A 14,579-nucleotide genomic window follows, 5' to 3' on the forward strand; every position below is an offset into this window, starting at 1 on the left:
CCCTATGTTTTCACGTTATGTTGAACAGTTTTACACCCAATTGTATCCGGGAACAATTACCAACTGAGTAATTTATTCAACCAGTTACCTGATTTCTCACACTGCTGTTTCAAATCCCCTTGTTTGTCCCAAACGGGAAGGGTGAAAGCACTACTGCAGTCGATTTGTAACTCGCCATCACTTTGCTGTTTGTAGCCCAACGTCGAGATCTGCTTTGGCCAAGGTAGGATCAGTTTCTCTGGTGTTCGCTGTTTAAGGTATTCAGCGTAGACACGCAACGCCCCACTCGCACCCGTCAGTTTTATCGGCTGGTTGTCGTCTCGGCCTAACCAAATTGTGGTCACTTCACGACCATCCACCCCAACAAACCAACTGTCTCGGCTATCATTACTGGTGCCGGTTTTGCCCGCCAGTGCCGCCCACGCAAATTGGTTTTGCAAATAACGCCCCGTCCCTTGTGCCACCCCTTGTTTCATCGCGTAGGTGGTTAGCCATGCTGCCTGTTCATTCACCGCAGGGGAGGATTTGGGTAACGATTGATAAAGTACATCGCCCTCTAAGTCGACTACCGACCGCAGCGCGGTCAATGGCGCTTTACGCCCCGAGTTGGTGAGGGTTTGATACATCTGCGCGACTTCGATAGGCGTCAAGGAAAATGCGCCCAAAAACATCGATGGCATTGGACGAATTTCATTACGATTGACGCCCAATCTTGCCAAGGTTTCTGATACAGGCTCAATGCCTAACTGCATCCCCAGACGTACCGTGGGTACATTAAGCGATTGAGCTAAAGCAATATACAGTGGCACGTCACCACGAAATTTTCGGTCAAAATTACGTGGCTCCCACACCGAGCCTTTACTGCCTTTCAAGCTCAATGGTGTATCTTGCAACGTGGTGGCTAAGGTGTATTTCTCTGGCTGCTCTAGTGCGGTTAAATACACGGCCGGCTTCACCAAAGAACCAATTGGGCGGCTGGCGTTGATCGCGCGGTTAAAACCATCGTATCCAGTGCGCTTACCACCGACCATAGCGCGAATTTCACCACTGGTACGATCCACGGCAACGGCAGCGGCCTCAAGTTCATCCCCCGCCACTGTCGCCAGTTCAGGGACTTTCTTACTGATCGCCTTTTCCAACTTATCTTGAGAAATTGGGTCCAGTGAAGTGAACACTCTTAGTCCAGATTCACCACGGAACGCATCGCCAACTTTCTGTTTCAGCTCCATTGAGAGCTGTTGAAAGTAAGCAGGTTGACGGCTGGCAACTCGTGGGACATCCTGAATATCAAGTGGACGGCTGGCCGCTTGGTCATATTCCGAGGCGGTGAGCATGTTTTGCTGCATCATCAGACGCAGCACCAAGTCACGACGCTCTTTGGTGCGCTCAGGAAAGCGCACTGGATTGTAGTAAGACGGGCCTTTCACCATCCCCACCAGCATCGCCAACTGATCAATACGCAACTCTTGGATCGGTTGACCAAAGTAATAACGAGAAGCCAAACCAAAACCGTGGATAGCTTGTTTACCACTCTGCCCTAAATAGACCTCATTGAGATAGGCCTCTAGAATGCGATCTTTGCTGTAGCGGTAATCCAGAATCAGCGCGATATACGCCTCACGCACTTTCCGCCACAAGGTGCGGTCTTGGGTGAGGAATAAGTTTTTTGCCAACTGTTGTGTTAGCGTACTGCCCCCTTGCACCGTTCTACCCGCTTTCAAATTAACAAACAACGCGCGGCCGATCGCGAGCGGAGATACGCCTTCATGTTGGTAAAAATCGCGATCTTCAGTCACCAATAGCGCATCAACGATGATCTCGGGAAATTGTTCACGACGTAAAAACAATCGCTGCTCGTCACTGTCTTTTTCCAGCATCCCCAGCATCTTAGGCTCAAGGCGCAAGTAGCCAAGATCCCCTTGCGACTCTAGCGACTGAATGCGAGTCAGACTCGACTCATCGAAATGCAACATTACATGACGATCAGCCTCTGGACCATCAACAAATTCAAACGGGCGACGAATCAGCTCAATTTTGCTCGAAGAGGAAGAGTATTCTCCCGGATACTTTGGTTGGCTTACTTTTCGATAGTTGAGAATATCGAGCTCTTTTTGCAACTCAGGACGGGAGACATTTTCTCCTGCATACAAGGTTTGAATGCGCGCATAAACCACTGTTGGCAATTGAAACAACTGACCTTCAAAACGTTGTTTGACCACGCTATCGAGATAAATGCCAACGAACAGCAGCACCGCAACCACAGCAACGCCCGCTTTCCAGCTGAAAGACCAAATATTTTTCAGCCAGTTGCGCTGAGTACTCGTTGCGCCTTGACGTTTGCTCGCCGTTTTACGCGGAGTCCGTTTAGCGGTTTTCTTTTTTGTCGAGGCTTTCTTACTGTCAGCCGTTTTCTTTTCTTGGGTCATGAGTGTAACTGTCTTTTGGTTTTATTGGTTGCTTGGTGAGTGGCAGGATCGTCAGGCCAAACATGCTTAGGGTAACGACCTTTCATCTCTTTTTGCACTTCTTTGTAAGCACCAGCCCAAAAACCGGCTAGGTCTTGCGTCACTTGCAAAGGACGACGCGCAGGGGAAAGCAGCTCTAAGGTGAGCTTTACACGTCCTTGCGCCAGCGTTGGCGAGCTTTGCTCACCAAACATCTCTTGCATGCGTACCGAAAGTACTGGGTTAGCACCTTGTTGATAGCGAATCATTTGCTGGGTGCCGGTTGGTAAGGCGTAGTTCTTAGGCAACCACTCATCCAATTGCTGATTCAACGGCCAGCCAAGGCGAGCATTCAATGCTTCGCAGAGGTTGATTTTAGCCAGATCTTTCACCGTTGTGACGTGCGCCATATACGGCTCCAACCATTGCTCTAACTCGCTGAGCAAGCGGGCATCATCCATCGCTGGCCAGGCCTGTTCCGGCAACCACTCAATGGCACAACGAATACGCTCGAGTAGCGATTGGGACTTTTCGCTCCAGTCTAATACCGCAAGCCCCTTTCTTCGGACATAGGAGAGTAAAGCTTGCGTCATTTTTTCTTTTCCGGGTTGAGCAAGTGTTTCTCTGCTCACCACCAGCTCTCCGATTCTTCGCTGCTTTTCCGCCAGTAAACGCCCTTTGGTTTCATCCCAATCAATGTGCTCGTGGCTAACGAGGCAACTTGGATTGCCTTGTTGCAAAGCCGATAGGTCTAGCGGGATAGCCAATTGGATCTGGCTGGCATTTTTTTGGCCACGCATCAGATCGAGCACCACAAGGTACTCTTCTCCCCCCAAAGGGTCATCCTCACGCAGTTCGGCTCCATGACCATTGGCCATCAAATATCGACCAAACTGCTGGCCTCGTTTTTGAGCAATGCGATCGGGAAACGCCAAGCTAGCGGCAATGGCACAGGCCGATTCGGTCACCCGTTTTAAAGAGAAAGTGCCATTGAGTTTATTCGCCAGTGCATTGGCACGCTGAGTGAGTAGCGCCGTCTTGCTGTGCTTACTTTGCTGCCAACGGTGTAAGCTGTGACAAACGTTGCTGATGTTACGCTCAGGTTCTTCCAACATCACCGCGACGGCCAAGGCTGAGGCGAAAAGCGTCTCATCGCGTTGCTGAGCACCGATCAACATGGCGGCAATACGCGGCTCAACACCAAGCCGCTGCGCCAGCTGTCCTTCACTCGTCAATTGGTGCCCAGAAATTAATCCCAATTGCTGCAACAGTTGCTTGGCCTGACGCACCGCTGCCGAAGAGGGGATATCCAATAACTTCACTTGTTCTGGTTCACTGACTCCCCATTGCGCCAACTCCATCATCAGCGGAGCAAGATCAGCTTGCATGATCTCTGGAAGGGGCACACTCGCCATTTGCTGGTACTGGCTTTCTGAGTACAAACGTACACAAATCCCCTCTTCCACTCGACCCGCGCGCCCAGCGCGCTGAATGGCCGACGATTGAGCGATACGCACTTGCTCTAATTTGGTGATCCCCGTTTTCAAGTCAAACTTAGCCACCCGCTCTAAACCGCTATCGACCACCAAGCGGATCCCTTCGATGGTTAACGACGTTTCGGCAATGTTGGTTGCTAGCACCACCTTTCGCTCACCGGCTTTAGCAGGCTCAATCGCCTTTTGCTGCTCAGCAAAAGAGAGCTGGCCGTACAACGGGCAGATCACCACTTGTTCACTGAGATGGTCTAAACGCTCAGCCACTTGTTTGATTGCTGCCACTCCTGGTAGAAACGCCAACAAAGAGCCCGATTCCGTTGCCAGTAGATGCTCAATGGTTTTCGCCATCACATTGGGTAAAAAGTCGTTCGTTTTTAACGGCTGATAGCGCTGCTCAACCAAATAACTGCGACCTTGAGATTCAATAAAACTGGCCTGAGGCATGAGAGATTGCAAAGCATGCTGCTCAAGTGTGGCCGACATCACCACTAATTTCAGATCGTCACGCAGCGCTTCTTGCACTTCAAGAGCAAGCGCCAAAGCAATATCAGCATGCAAACTACGCTCGTGAAATTCATCAAAGATCAGTACATCAACCCCATTCAGCTCTGGATCGTTTTGGATCATGCGCGTCATGATCCCTTCGGTAACGATTTCCAGCTGGGTCGCGTGGCTGACCTTGCTTTCGCCACGAACGCGATACCCCACTCTCTCACCAACTTTTTCGCCAAGTTGCTGCGCCAAATAGCGAGCAATATTGCGTGCCGCCAAGCGCCGTGGCTCAAGCATCACGATTTTTCCGCTGAATGCATTACTCAGCAGCAACTGCAAAGGGAAATAAGTGGATTTGCCCGCACCAGGTGCGGCTTTGAGTATGACTTGTGAATGTTGCGAGACCGCTTGAAGCAGTTGTGGCATCACGGCGTGGATAGGCAATTGTGACAATGTTGAGTCCTTATGCTTAAATGGCGGCCACATTGTACATAAAAACCCGCTCGTCTAAATAAGCAAATGCATTTCGAACCCGCGCTAGATTGCGCCCTATTACAAAAACGCTATAAACGCTTTCTCGCCGATGTGACTTATCAAAGCGGCGATACAGGCACGATTCATTGTGCCAATACCGGCGCCATGACTGGTTGCGCAACCCCTGGTGATAAAGTGTGGTATTCCACGTCCAACAACACCAAACGAAAATATCCCCACAGCTGGGAAATCACAGAAACGCAGCAGGGTCATCTTATCTGTGTCAATACCATTCGCGCCAACCAGCTCGCGGTGGAAGCCATTGAGCAAGGCTGGATTAAAGAGCTCTCAGGGTATGAGCGACTTCAAACTGAAGTGAAATATGGCAGTGAAAATAGCCGAATTGATATCCTGCTCAGCGCAACGGACCAAGCCGCGTGTTATATAGAGGTGAAAAGCGTCACCTTGCTCGACAACATCGAGGCTGGGCAAGGCTATTTCCCTGATGCCGTCACAACTCGTGGTCAAAAACATCTGAGAGAACTCACAGAAATGGCACAAAATGGAAGTAGAGCCATACTTTTATTTGCTGTTTTGCATTCAGGGATTGAAAAAGTTGCTGCGGCGCTCCATATAGACGCCAATTATTCCCAATTACTCAAACAAGCACAAAAAGCCGGAGTTGAAGTTCTCTGCTATAAAGCAGAGATCAGCAATACTGAAATCAAACTCAATTCTGCTATTGAATTTATCAATAGTTAGAAAAATGATGTGGTCTTCACATTGACGTTAAGTTTACGATTGATAGTTTGCCAGCACCGCCTCTTTCTGCTATAGATACCCGCCTTAAATTAGCTGCTTAGCAGTTGACTAGGTGTAAGTAGGAGATGCTGTATGCCAGAATCGAAGAAAAAAACGCTAGGCATCCTAGCCATTGCAGGGGTGGAGCCATATCAGGAAAAAGCTGGTGAAGAATACATGTCACCAGACCAAGTGGCTCATTTTAGAAAAATTTTAGAAGCTTGGCGCAATCAGCTAAGAGAAGAAGTTGATCGTACTGTGCATCATATGCAGGACGAAGCAGCCAATTTTCCTGATCCCGTTGACCGTGCATCACAAGAAGAAGAATTCAGCCTTGAGTTGCGTAACCGCGACCGCGAACGCCGCTTGATCAAGAAGATTGAAAAGACTCTTGATAAGATCAAAGAGGATGATTTTGGTTTTTGCGAATCTTGTGGTGTTGAGATTGGCATTCGCCGTCTAGAAGCGCGCCCAACTGCAGACCTTTGTATCGACTGTAAAACACTTGCAGAGATCAAAGAGAAACAAATGCAGGGTTAATCACCACTGTATACTGTTTTTAAGGGAGCTGATGCTCCCTTTTTGTTTTGAGATGATATCCATGAGCTATATCGGTCGTTTTGCACCATCCCCTTCCGGTCCGCTGCATTTTGGTTCTTTAATCGCTGCGCTTGGCAGCTATTTCCAAGCGAAATCCCAACAAGGAAGCTGGTTAGTTCGTATCGAAGATCTCGATCCTCCCAGAGAAATGCCTGGCGCATCAGAACTCATTCTCAAAACTCTCGAACATTATCACTTGTTTTGGGATGGTGAAGTGGTCTATCAAAGTCAACGTCACGCGCTTTACCAACATCAAATCGATCACTGGTTAAACAGTGGGCAAGCCTATTTCTGCCAGTGCAGTCGCAAACAGATCAAAGAAATGGGTGGCTATTACAACGGCCATTGCCAAGAGCTGCATCTCAATGAAGGGGCTATTCGCCTTAAAATGACACAACCCATCACCCATTTTGACGATCTTCGTCATGGGCAGATGCACATTCCTCTTGAACTCGCGCAAGAAGATTTCATCATTAAACGCCGAGATGGTTTGTTTGCTTACAATTTGGCGGTGGTGCTCGATGATATTGACCAAGGGGTCACCGAAGTGGTTCGTGGTGCTGATTTAATTGAGCCTACAGGTCGTCAAATCAGTTTGTACAGAATGCTCGGTCAAACGCCCGTAAAATATCTCCACCTCCCATTGGCGATGGATAAGAATGGCAACAAACTTTCTAAACAAAATCATGCCACTGGCATTGATTTGACACATCCAGCTTCTATGATTCTTGAAGCGATGACGTTTTTAGGTTTCGTTGTTCCCCATGAGCTCACTCACGCCAATATTGATGAGATTCTTACTTGGGGAGTACAAAATTGGCGGATAAACCAGTTACCAGACTCACTAGAAATCACAGCGCGATTCTCAAATGGCACGGCGTGAGCTATTATAGAGCGCAAATTCAGGCCAAATCGGCGTAAAAAACTAACCCATGCAAAGTGATGCCCATTCACTGTTGCCAGATGCACATGAATAAAAACGAATATACAACATGCAGTTCTAACACTTGTCCGGAACTTGCTTTAAATGTCATTACTCGTCAAGAGCACAACATTTCGCGCAAACAGATCAGCGACCATGCGCTAAAAGTCCTGTACCGTCTTCACGGCGCGGGCTTCGACGCTTTTCTTGTCGGCGGTGGCGTACGTGATTTACTGCTGGGACAAAGCCCAAAAGATTTTGATATTGCAACCAACGCAACACCAGAGCAGCTAAAGCAGTTGTTCCGTAACTGCCGCCTGATTGGTCGTCGCTTTAGACTGGCACACATCATGTTTGGTCGTGAAATCATCGAAGTGGCCACGTTTCGTGGTCACCACCAAGACGCGAACTCTCCTACGTCTCAACAGTCAAAGGAAGGCATGCTGCTACGAGATAACGTCTACGGCACCATCGATGAAGACGCAGAGCGACGTGACTTCACCATCAATGCGATGTATTACAACATTGCAGATTACTCGATCCACGATTACGCAGGTGGCGTCGAGGATCTGGAAGATCGCTTGGTACGCTTAATCGGTGACCCTGAAACACGTTATCGTGAAGACCCAGTGCGTATGCTTCGCGCGGTGCGCTTTGCTGCCAAGCTCGACTTCGATATCGAAGAAGATACCGCAGCCCCAATCGAAGAGATGGCGCATTTATTGAGAGAAATTCCAGCCGCACGCCTCTACGAAGAGTCACTCAAACTGCTTCAATCAGGATATGGCCTTGAAACCTACCATCTGATGCGCGAGTACAATCTCTTTCAACAGATGTTCCCGGCTATTTCCACCTATTTCACCGATGATTACTCATCAAACACTGAAAAGATGTTGGACTTAGTGCTGGACTCAACCGACATTCGTGTTGAAGAAGACAAACGCATCAATCCTGCTTACATGTTTGCCGCTATGCTGTGGTACCCACTGCTTGAGCTGGCGGACAAGTTGATGGATAGCCACAACTTGTGTCACTACGATGCCGTGATGGAAGCGAGCAACCTGATCCTCGATGAACAGGTGCGCACAATCGCCATTCCACGTCGCCACACCGCAACCATTCGTGAAATTTGGCAACTGCAACTGCGTCTACCTCGTCGCAACGGTAAACGTGCATCCCGCTTAATGGAACTTAATAAGTTCCGTGCTGGCTTCGATTTCCTCGAAATGCGTGGAGAAATTGAAGGTGGCGAAACGGCCAAACTCGCTAAATGGTGGGGCACGTTCCAAAATGCTGGCCGTGAAATGCGCCTAGCGATGGTGAACGATCTAGACGGCCCTACAGGTGGTTCCAAATCTGGCCGTAAACGTCGCCCCTTCAACAAGAAAAAGAGCAGAAGCCAATCATGATCACTGTCTATATCGCTATCGGCAGTAATCTTGCAGATCCCGTTGTGCAGGCAAAAAGCGCCATTGACGCGCTAAAGCAGTTGCCGAAGTCACGATTTCTTTGTGCATCGCAGCTGTATAGCAGCACGCCAATGGGGCCGCAAAATCAACCAGACTACATCAACGCTGTCGCAGCGATTGAAACCGAATTAACACCCTTGGAACTGCTTGATTGCACCCAAGCAATTGAACTAGACCAAGGGCGTGTCCGTAAAGAAGAACGTTGGGGGCCAAGAACTCTCGACTTGGATATTATTCTTTACGGCGATGAGGTGATCGATTCCGAGCGATTGACTGTTCCTCACTATGGAATGAAAGAGCGCGAATTTGTGCTCTACCCGCTCGCTGAAATCGCACCAAATTTAACCCTCCCTGATGGGACCGAGCTATCTCAACTTCTCACTACGGTGGATAGAAATGGCCTCGGTATTTGGCACTCATAGCCAAATCCTGCTAAGGAACAATCATGAAAAAAATTACCATCAATGACCTGCTAAAGTGGAAACAGGAAGGTCGTAAATTTGCAACTTCAACGGCCTACGATGCCAGCTTTGCGCAACTTTTTGAGAGCCAAGAAATGCCAGTACTACTGGTCGGTGACTCTCTTGGCATGGTATTACAAGGCAAAAATGACACGCTTCCAGTGACAGTTGAAGACATTGCTTACCACACACGCTGTGTTCGCGCCGGTAGCCCAAACTGTTTGTTAATGGCCGACATGCCATTTATGAGTTACGCCACTCCAGAGCAAGCGTGTGAGAACGCTGCACAGTTGATGCGTGCAGGGGCTAACATGGTCAAAATCGAAGGTGGTGACTGGCTGGTTGATACGGTGAAAATGCTCACAGAGCGTGCGGTTCCAGTGTGTGCACACCTAGGCTTGACGCCACAATCCGTGAACATTTTTGGTGGTTACAAAGTGCAAGGCCGCGACCAAGAAAAAGCGGATCGCATGGTCAAAGACGCACTTGCACTGCAAGCCGCAGGCGCACAAATCGTCCTACTTGAGTGTGTGCCAGCAGAGTTAGCTGCGCGAATTACTCAGGTGTTGGATGTGCCGGTGATTGGCATTGGTGCTGGTAATGTCACCGACGGTCAAATCCTCGTGATGCACGATATGTTTGGAATTTCAGCCAATTACATGCCAAAATTCTCGAAGAACTTCCTGGCAGAAACAGGCGATATGCGCAAAGCGGTGGCGCTGTACATGGAGCAAGTACAAGCGGGCACCTTCCCTGATGACGCGCATACTATTGCTTAGAGGACTAATGTAAATGCAAACCTTTGCCGAAATTTCAACTCTTCGCGAACAGCTCAAAGCGTTCAAACGCGAAGGACGTCGAATTGCTTTTGTTCCAACCATGGGCAACTTACATGAAGGCCACTTAACGCTCGTGCGTAAAGCACGTGAGCACGCTGATATCGTGGTTGTCAGTATTTTTGTTAATCCAATGCAGTTTGATCGCGCTGACGATTTAAATAATTATCCAAGAACCTTGGAAGAAGACCTCAGCAAACTCAATGGTGAAGCGGTTGAACTGGTCTTTACACCAACGCCAGAAATGATCTACCCAGAAGGGTTGGATAAACAGACTGTCGTTGAAGTTCCAGGGCTCTCAACCATGCTCGAAGGAGCATCGCGCCCAGGCCATTTCCGCGGTGTATCCACCATCGTGACCAAGCTATTCAATATCGTTCAACCTGATGTCGCATGTTTTGGTGAGAAAGATTTCCAACAGCTCGCTATCATTCGCAAAATGACCACCGATTTGGCAATGGACATTGAGATTATTGGTGTCCCTACCGTGCGTGAAATGGATGGCCTTGCCATGAGTTCTCGCAATGGCTTATTGACCATTGATGAGCGCCAACGTGCGCCCGTCTTGGCTCGCACCATGCGTTGGATCAGCAGTGCGATCCGTGGTGGCCGTGACGACTTTGCTTCAATCATCGAAGACGCCAGCGATCAATTGCGCGCCGCAGGCTTGCACCCTGATGAAATCTTCATCCGTGATGCACGTACTCTACAAGCGGTCAACTCGGAGAGCACGCAAGCCGTTATTCTGATGTCCGCTTTCTTGGGTAAAGCTCGCCTAATCGACAATCAAGTTGTGGAATTAGTGAAAGACAGCAAAGAAGAAGTCGACAGCATCGAATCAGAAAGTGAAAACAGTCACTGATGTCTCATCACTGACCTAAACACTTCCCGTACAAAGAATAAAGGGATTGCCATCGGCAATCCCTTTTTGCTATCTGTGAACTGAACATTCGTTTTCGTTAAGAACGCAAGCCGATACCTCGCGTCACTAAGTAGTGCGCCACGCCATAAAGTAAGACAACAAACGCACTTAGCACCGTAAACGATGTGGCGATCCCCACATCAGATACGCCAAGGAAACCATAACGAAACGCGTTAACCATATAAACAATCGGGTTGATCTGCGACACCCCTTGCCAAAACTCGGGCAATAACTGAATGGAGTAGAAAACACCGCCAAGATAGGTCAATGGTGTGAGCACAAACGTCGGAATAATCGAAATATCGTCAAACGTTCGGGCAAAAACAGCGTTGATCAAACCACCTAACGAAAAAACCACCGACGTCAAAAAGACCGTCGCAATGATGATTCCCCAATGTTCAACTTGCAAATCAACAAACAGCAAAGAGACCATGGTAACCATGGCGCCCACCAGCAAACCACGAGCGACACCGCCCATAACAAAACCAAAAATAATCACGTAATTTGGCACGGGTGCCACTAGCAACTCTTCGATATTGCGCTGAAATTTGGCACTAAAGAATGATGAAGCGACATTGGAATACGAGTTGGTGATCACCGACATCATGATCAAACCAGGTACGATATATTCCATGTAACTGAAACCGTTCATTTCACCAATCCGCGAACCAATCAAGCTCCCGAAAATAATAAAATAAAGCGTCATGGTAATAGCTGGCGGCACCAAGGTTTGGACCCAAATACGAGTAAAGCGGTTAATCTCTTTGGTTAACAGGCTACAAAAAGCCGTCCAATATAGACGATACATATTATTTCTCCTTCGCCTGTTCACGCACGATGTTCACAAACAGCTCTTCTAAGCGATTGGCTTTATTGCGCATCGACATGACCATTACCCCCTGCTCACTCAACTGACTGAACACATGGTTTAACGGCTGGGTTTTCTCCACTTCAATCTCTAAAGAATCATTTTCAACACGAGATGACACCACACCTTCCAAACAAGGCATCGGCGAATTTGGGGCAAGATCCAAAATGAACGTTTCCACGTCTAACTTAGCCAGCAAAGACTTCATCGTGGTGTTTTCAATTAACTCACCTCGGTTGATGATGCCGATATTGCGGCACAGCATTTCGGCCTCTTCTAAATAGTGAGTGGTCAAAATGATGGTAATGCCCTGTTTTTGATTGATCTCTTTGAGAAATTCCCACATTGAACGACGCAGCTCGATATCAACACCCGCCGTTGGCTCATCTAAAATCAAAAGTTTAGGTTCATGCATCAGAGCACGTGCGATCATCAGACGACGCTTCATCCCACCAGAAAGATTTCTTGCTCGCTCTTTGCGCTTTTCCCACAAATCGAGCTTGGTCAGATACTTCTCTGCTCGTTGCTTGGCGAGTTCACGCGACACACCGTAATAACCCGCCTGCTGCAACACGATCTGCTCCACGGTTTCAAACTGATTGAAGTTGAATTCCTGTGGCACCAATCCAAGATGTTGCTTTGCCAACTCCAAATCGCGATCAATGTCGTAACCAAAGACTTTGACGTTGCCCGATGTTTTGTTCACCAGAGAAGAAATCACGCCTATTGTGGTGGATTTCCCCGCGCCATTTGGCCCCAACAGCGCATAAAAATCGCCTTCTTGCACGGCTAAACTGATGCCTTTTAGCGCCTCGAAGCCCCCAGCATACGTTTTTCGTAGCTGCTCAATTTGTAATGCATACATAATTTTGTATTGCTCTTTTTCTCTATGATGCCTATCAAATGACGCTTGAGTGGCGACTTTTCAACCCTACATTAGCAATTAATCATAAAAAACTGCCTACACGGAAAATAAAAACGCAGAGGAAGACCTCTGCGTTTTTCTGCGACTCATTCATATGCTTTACACGTTTAAACAAACGCGCCTTGGTGCTCATCTTGCTCTACTTTTTTCACCGCAGCGTTAAGTGCTTCATAGCGGAACTTAAAGGTATTTTCATCCGGCACCAAATCCAGCACGTGGAACTTTTCAAGCTGCTCACGCACGCGTTCATTCGGGCAGAGTAAGTAGACATCACACTGGGCTTCTTGCGCATCTTTAATGGCGTTTTCTAATGCAAGCCCAACGGTGACATCAATCATCGGTACGTCGGTCAAATCGAGAATCATCGCTTCATAATCACTAATACTGCTGTGCTGACGCGAGATCGCTTTCGAGACACTGAAAATCATCGGACCAGACAGGTAAAAGAACAGCACTTTGCCATTGGCGCGGTCAAGCAGGCCACGTTCACTGTCGGTTAATGGCACGTCGTTTTCATCCGCATCACTGATTGCTTTCACTTGCTTGGCTTGCACGCGACTGAGGCGCTCGATAATAAGGATGTTGGAAATGAAGACACCCAGCCCCACCGCCACAATCAGGTCAACAAACACTGTTAGGAGCATTACGCCATACATGATCGCCATGCCTTGCACGCTCACACGGTGCGCACGTTGAATAAAGCTCCAGTCCAAAATGCCGAAACCGACGTACACCGCAATCCCCGCCAAGACCGCCATGGGGATAGGCTCGGTCAACCCGCTCGCGACCAGTACAACCAGTGCCAGAATCAAGGCACGAATCACGCCAGATAACGGAGAACGCGCCCCCACCTGGATATTGGTCACTGTCCCCATAGTTGCGCCCGCACCAGGCAATGCACCAAACAGTCCCGAGATCATGTTGGCAAACCCTTGCCCGCGTAGCTCTTTATCTGAATCATGCTCTTTACGCGTCAGAGAGTCGCCAATCACGGCCGTCAATAAGGTATCAATACAACCGAGCGTGCCCAGCACCAAAGCATCAATCACCATCGCGGTGAAGATTTCACCATTAATCACAGGCACAACAAGAGAAGGCAAACCCGTTGGAATTTCGCCAATCCGGCGCACATCGTCAAAATCAAAAACAATGACAGAAAGTAGCGTGACCGCCACCAACGCGACCAATTGCGCAGGAACATATTTGCGGTACTGCTTGGGGAAAAAGAACAGAATGCCCAACGTCAGCAAGCCAAGGAAAAACTCACTAAACTTCATGTTGGAAATCGTCTCAGGCAACGCAGAAAGTGTGCCGAGAACCCCACCAGCTGGCGCGGCATGGCCAAGTAACGGGGACAATTGCAAAATGATCAGTATCACGCCGATGCCAGACATAAACCCCGACACCACGCTATACGGCATTAGGGTAATGTATTTGCCTAACTTCAATGTGCCTATCAATACCTGAAAGGCACCAGCCATCATGACGATGGTAAAACTAATGGCAATGCCAGATTCTGGGTATTTCGCCACCATGCTGGTTAATACCGCGGTCATGATCACAGTCATTGGCCCAGTTGGTTCAGAAATCAGGGTAGATGAACCACCAAATAACGCTGCAAATAAACCGACTAAAATCGCTCCCCACAAACCGGCTTCAGCCCCTGCTCCAGAGGCCACACCAAATGCTAATGCCAGTGGCAGAGAAATAATGGCTGTGGTGACTCCACCAAACAGATCCCCTTTCAGGTTGATATCGTTAAAACGATCTCCAAACATCACTCAGCTCCCTGTAAAAAACATAAATCGCGCAACTTTAGCAAAAGTTAACCTATTTCGTTAAGTGTTAATTAGATCTCATAAGCCACAC

The 14,579-nt window shown here is 48.5% G+C and carries 12 protein-coding genes; 7 read left to right on the plus strand and 5 right to left on the minus strand.

What is annotated here, in order from left to right; all coding sequences use genetic code 11:
* Positions 1 to 56: 56 nt before the first annotated feature.
* Positions 57 to 2,426 (minus strand): penicillin-binding protein 1B, encoded by a 2,370-nt coding sequence (gene mrcB / locus LZU85_RS08025; RefSeq protein WP_237286848.1) that lies wholly within the window; start codon positions 2,424 to 2,426, stop codon positions 57 to 59.
* The gene (hrpB, locus tag LZU85_RS08030) at positions 2,423 to 4,885 is read right to left on the minus strand and encodes an ATP-dependent helicase HrpB (RefSeq protein ID WP_237286849.1); all 2,463 of its coding nucleotides are present in this window, start codon (positions 4,883 to 4,885) and stop codon (positions 2,423 to 2,425) included. The genes mrcB and hrpB overlap by 4 nt, the downstream gene beginning before the upstream one ends.
* Positions 4,886 to 4,951: 66 nt before the next feature.
* On the opposite strand from hrpB, the gene sfsA reads away from it, so the two are divergent.
* The 7 genes from sfsA (at position 4,952) to panC (ending at position 10,857) form a co-directional block, all read left to right on the plus strand.
* Positions 4,952 to 5,668, plus strand: a complete 717-nt coding sequence (gene sfsA / locus LZU85_RS08035; protein WP_176299228.1) for a DNA/RNA nuclease SfsA — start codon at positions 4,952 to 4,954, stop codon at positions 5,666 to 5,668.
* Positions 5,669 to 5,800: 132 nt separating this feature from the next.
* Positions 5,801 to 6,247: an RNA polymerase-binding protein DksA gene (gene dksA, locus LZU85_RS08040; RefSeq protein WP_176299229.1), complete on the plus strand. Its 447-nt coding sequence runs from the start codon at positions 5,801 to 5,803 to the stop codon at positions 6,245 to 6,247.
* Between the two features lie 61 nt (positions 6,248 to 6,308).
* A complete protein-coding gene (gluQRS, locus tag LZU85_RS08045; RefSeq protein ID WP_237286850.1) occupies positions 6,309 to 7,190 on the plus strand; it encodes a tRNA glutamyl-Q(34) synthetase GluQRS in 882 nt (293 codons plus the stop codon).
* An 80-nt stretch (positions 7,191 to 7,270) separates the two neighbouring features.
* Positions 7,271 to 8,638 (plus strand): polynucleotide adenylyltransferase PcnB, encoded by a 1,368-nt coding sequence (pcnB, locus tag LZU85_RS08050; protein ID WP_217904639.1) that lies wholly within the window; start codon positions 7,271 to 7,273, stop codon positions 8,636 to 8,638.
* Positions 8,635 to 9,120, plus strand: coding sequence for a 2-amino-4-hydroxy-6-hydroxymethyldihydropteridine diphosphokinase (folK, locus tag LZU85_RS08055; protein ID WP_237286851.1), 486 nt, complete (start codon positions 8,635 to 8,637; stop codon positions 9,118 to 9,120). The genes pcnB and folK overlap by 4 nt, the downstream gene beginning before the upstream one ends.
* A 23-nt stretch (positions 9,121 to 9,143) precedes the next feature.
* Entirely contained in the window at positions 9,144 to 9,938 is a 795-nt protein-coding gene (gene panB, locus LZU85_RS08060) for a 3-methyl-2-oxobutanoate hydroxymethyltransferase (protein ID WP_176299233.1), read from the plus strand.
* Positions 9,939 to 9,951: 13 nt separating this feature from the next.
* Positions 9,952 to 10,857 carry a pantoate--beta-alanine ligase gene (panC, locus tag LZU85_RS08065; protein WP_176299234.1) on the plus strand — a complete coding sequence of 302 codons (906 nt, stop codon included), beginning with the start codon at positions 9,952 to 9,954 and terminating at the stop codon, positions 10,855 to 10,857.
* A 97-nt stretch (positions 10,858 to 10,954) separates the two neighbouring features.
* Here panC and LZU85_RS08070 read toward each other — a convergent pair whose 3' ends face one another.
* The 3 genes from LZU85_RS08070 to LZU85_RS08080 all read right to left on the minus strand — a co-directional run bounded on the left by LZU85_RS08070 (position 10,955) and on the right by LZU85_RS08080 (position 14,488).
* Complete coding sequence (locus tag LZU85_RS08070) at positions 10,955 to 11,725, minus strand: ABC transporter permease (protein ID WP_013571148.1); 771 nt, start codon at positions 11,723 to 11,725, stop codon at positions 10,955 to 10,957.
* A gap of 1 nt (position 11,726) precedes the next feature.
* Positions 11,727 to 12,650 carry an ABC transporter ATP-binding protein gene (locus tag LZU85_RS08075; protein ID WP_176299235.1) on the minus strand — a complete coding sequence of 308 codons (924 nt, stop codon included), beginning with the start codon at positions 12,648 to 12,650 and terminating at the stop codon, positions 11,727 to 11,729.
* A gap of 167 nt (positions 12,651 to 12,817) precedes the next feature.
* Entirely contained in the window at positions 12,818 to 14,488 is a 1,671-nt protein-coding gene (locus LZU85_RS08080; RefSeq protein WP_237286852.1) for a SulP family inorganic anion transporter, read from the minus strand.
* Positions 14,489 to 14,579: the final 91 nt, after the last annotated feature.

The sequence above is a fragment of the Vibrio floridensis genome (assembly GCF_021852965.1).
Classification (GTDB): Bacteria; Pseudomonadota; Gammaproteobacteria; order Enterobacterales; family Vibrionaceae; genus Vibrio; species Vibrio floridensis.